Source organism: Alistipes intestinihominis (assembly GCF_040095975.1).
GTDB lineage: Bacteria > Bacteroidota > Bacteroidia > Bacteroidales > Rikenellaceae > Alistipes > Alistipes senegalensis.
Genome location: NZ_JBBMFL010000037.1, coordinates 1 through 3,179, shown reverse-complemented (window position 1 = coordinate 3,179; position 3,179 = coordinate 1). Strand labels below are relative to the sequence as shown.

The following is a 3,179-nucleotide window of genomic DNA, read 5'->3' as shown; positions in this document are numbered from 1 at the left end:
CTTGAAGAGGCGGCTACCTACTCTCCCACGGGAAAACCGCAGTACCATCGGCGTTAGTGAGCTTAACTTCTCTGTTCGGAATGGGAAGAGGTGGGACCTCACTGCTATAACCACCTAAAAGAACCTGTGCTTCAATGTATCGAAGCCGTGCGAATGACACTTTCCGTATCATAACCCGTCGCACCCGGTAAGAGTTGACATATCGCGGAAATGAGATAAAGAATTGCTGTAAGAAAGCCGTTCGGGTAATTAGTACTGCTCGGCTTTGACATTACTGTCTTTACACCTGCAGCCTATCAACGTAGTCGTCTCCTACGCCCCTCAAGGGAAGACTTATCTTGGGGATGGCTTCGCGCTTAGATGCTTTCAGCGCTTATCCAAACCGAACGCGGCTACTCGGCGGTACACTTGGCAGCATAACCGATACACCGGAGGTTCGTCCAACTCGGTCCTCTCGTACTAAAGTCAGGACCCCTCAATCTTCCTACGCCCGCAACAGATAGAGACCGAACTGTCTCACGACGTTCTGAACCCAGCTCGCGTGCCACTTTAATCGGCGAACAGCCGAACCCTTGGGACCTTCTCCAGCCCCAGGATGTGACGAGCCGACATCGAGGTGCCAAACCGCCGCGTCGATATGAGCTCTTGGCGGCGATCAGCCTGTTATCCCCGGAGTACCTTTTATCCTTTGAGCGATGGCCAGTCCACACAGAACCACCGGATCACTATACCCTGCTTTCGCACCTGGTCGACTTGTTGGTCTCACAGTCAAGCACCCTTATGCTATTGCACTCTGCGCACGGTTACCATTCGTGCTGAGGGTACCTTGGGAAGCCTCCGTTACGCTTTTGGAGGCGACCACCCCAGTCAAACTACCCACCAAACGGTGTCCCCTTCGCAGGGTTAGAATCCAAGTACACAAAGGGCCGTATTTCAACGTTGACTCCACGAACACTGGCGTGCCCGATTCACAGTCTCCGGCCTATCCTACACATTGTGTACCCAAATTCAGCGTTAAGCTATAGTAAAGGTTCACGGGGTCTTTTCGTCCCGTTGCGGGTACCCGGCATCATCACCGGGACTACAATTTCACCGAGCTCACGGTTGAGACAGTGTCCAGATCGTTACACCATTCGTGCAGGTCGGAACTTACCCGACAAGGAATTTCGCTACCTTAGGACCGTTATAGTTACGGCCGCCGTTTACTGGGGCTTCGATTCAATGCTTCTCTTGCGATGACATCCCCTCTTAACCTTCCAGCACCGGGCAGGTGTCAGGCCCTATACGTCTTCTTTCGAATTTGCAGAGCCCTGTGTTTTTGATAAACAGTCGCCTGGACCTCTTCGCTGCGCCCTACTCGCGTAGGGACCCCTTTTCCCGAAGTTACGGGGTTAATTTGCCTAGTTCCTTAACCGTGATTCACTCGAGCACCTTAGGATACTCTCCTCGACCACCTGTGTCGGTTTACGGTACGGGTGACATATGCTTAAACTTAGAAGATTTTCTCGGAAGTCTACTTGGGTGAACTATCGGATTGGCCGTAGCCGCTCCGTACTGTCAGGTTTCAGCAAGGACTAACTCTTAATCTGTCCCTATACCTACGCCCTTTAACCGCCTATTCCGTCAGGCGGCGTCACTTACGTTCCTTCGTCTCTCCATCGAGGCATATGTCAGTATCGGAATATTAACCGATTGTCCATCGAGATCACCGTTCGGCTTACCCTTAGGACCCGACTAACCCTGATCCGATTAGCGTTGATCAGGAAACCTTGGTCTTGCGGTGTGCGGGTTACTCTCCCGCATTATCGTTACTCATGCCTACATTTGCTTTTCCATAAACTCCACCTATCCTCACGGAAGGGCTTCGACGTCAATGGAATGCTCCCCTACCGCACTCTCGTGCCCAGAACTTCGGTGGTATACTTGATGCCCGTTTATTATCCACGCTTTGCCGCTCGACTAGTGAGCTGTTACGCACTCTTTGAATGAATAGCTGCTTCCAAGCTAACATCCTAGCTGTCTCTGCAGCAAAACATCGTTAGATCAACTTAGTATACTCTTCGGGACCTTAGTTGCTGGTCTGTGTTGTTCCACTCTCGTAACCGGACATTAGCACCCGGTCGCTCACTGCTGTAAATCATACTACTGGCATTCGGAGTTTGTCAGGATTTGGTAGGCGGTGAAGCCCCCGCATCCAATCAGTAGCTCTACCTCCAGTAGACTCTCAATTACAACGCTGCCCCTAAAGGCATTTCGGGGAGTACGAGCTATTTCCCAGCTTGATTAGCCTTTCACCCCTACCCTCAAGTCATCGAGAAGCTTTTCAACGCTTATTCGTTCGGTCCTCCAGTTGGTTTTACCCAACCTTCAACCTGCTCAAGGGTAGATCGCAAGGTTTCGCGTCTACAACCACTGACTGGCCGCCCTGTTCAGACTCGCTTTCGCTTCGGCTCCGTGCATTCATGCACTTAACCTCGCCAGTGATTAGTAACTCGTAGGCTCATTATTCAATAGGCACGCCGTCACGGCACGAAGCCGCTCCGACCGGTTGTAAGCGTATGGTTTCAGGTTCTATTTCACTCCCCTGTTCGGGGTTCTTTTCACCTTTCCCTCACGGTACTGGTTCACTATCGGTCTCTTGGGAGTATTTAGCCTTACCGGGTGGTCCCGGCGGATTCAGACAGGATTCCTCGTGTCCCGCCCTACTCAGGATACTGCTATCGCTTGACATACTTACCTGTACGAGCCTTTCACTCTCTATGGATGAACTTTCCAGATCATTCCAGTTCGTTGTCATTTGAATATCGCAGTCCTACAACCCCGGCTTTGCCGTAACAAAACCGGTTTAGGCTGCTTCCCGTTCGCTCGCCGCTACTTAGGAAATCGATGTTTCTTTCTTTTCCTCCTCCTACTAAGATGTTTCAGTTCAGAGGGTTGGCCTCCGTTACCGGATGCTGGATCTTCTATCCAGCGGGTTGTCCCATTCAGAAATCTCCGGATCAAATCTTGTTTGCAAATCCCCGGAGCTTTTCGCAGCTTACCACGTCTTTCTTCGCCTCCAAGAGCCTAGGCATTCCCCATACGCCCTTATTTACTTTCTTACAACTTCCAACACGGCCTATTGATTCCGTGTCGGAACTCTATCTCATCTCCTCAAATATGTCAATGTACGTTACGAA

2 rRNA genes are annotated in these 3,179 nt (G+C 51.1%); both read right to left on the bottom strand.

What is annotated here, in order from left to right:
• Positions 1-4: 4 nt before the first annotated feature.
• Positions 5-118: ribosomal RNA gene (gene rrf, locus WMO46_RS15485) — 5S ribosomal RNA — on the bottom strand.
• A 110-nt stretch (positions 119-228) separates the two neighbouring features.
• A 23S ribosomal RNA gene (locus WMO46_RS15480) occupies positions 229-3,101 on the bottom strand.
• Positions 3,102-3,179: the final 78 nt, after the last annotated feature.